Source organism: Paenibacillus maysiensis, assembly GCF_000520815.1.
In the GTDB taxonomy this organism is placed as follows: Bacteria; Bacillota; Bacilli; order Paenibacillales; family Paenibacillaceae; genus Paenibacillus; species Paenibacillus maysiensis.
Genome location: NZ_ASRY01000150.1, coordinates 1 through 363, shown reverse-complemented (window position 1 = coordinate 363; position 363 = coordinate 1). Strand labels below are relative to the sequence as shown.

At 36.4% G+C, this 363-nt stretch carries 1 protein-coding gene; it reads left to right on the top strand.

Going from position 1 to position 363, the window contains the following annotated elements; genetic code table 11:
- Positions 1-153 precede the first annotated feature (153 nt).
- Positions 154-363, top strand: a 210-nt coding sequence (locus tag L696_RS0109415; protein ID WP_025683420.1) for a DUF3953 domain-containing protein, incomplete at its 3' end; no start/stop codon positions are given.

The window sequence follows — 363 nt, the reverse complement described above, 5'->3', positions numbered from 1 at the left end:
TCGGTTTAGTCAGCACATGATACCTCTGACCTTGCCGACTCAGCAACAACTTCTTGAAAGCTATATTGCTTACCTTCCCGAATCAAATAGTTGTATAATATTGTATAATGGGGTTCATTAAATACTAATCAGTATAGAGAGGGGAACTGACCTATGCTCAAAAGAATGAATATATTTCTAATTCTTAAATTTGCGTGTGCTGCTGCCGTTGTTATCACATCCTTTTTATCACTTGCTTATCCTGGTAATAACCGACTCGTATCCTTATTTACACAGCTTTTTCTCAGCCTCATGTTTTTATTTTCTGGCATCTCCGAGTTTAAGACAAATAGAAAAACGTATGCAATAGTTAGCTTCAGTGTT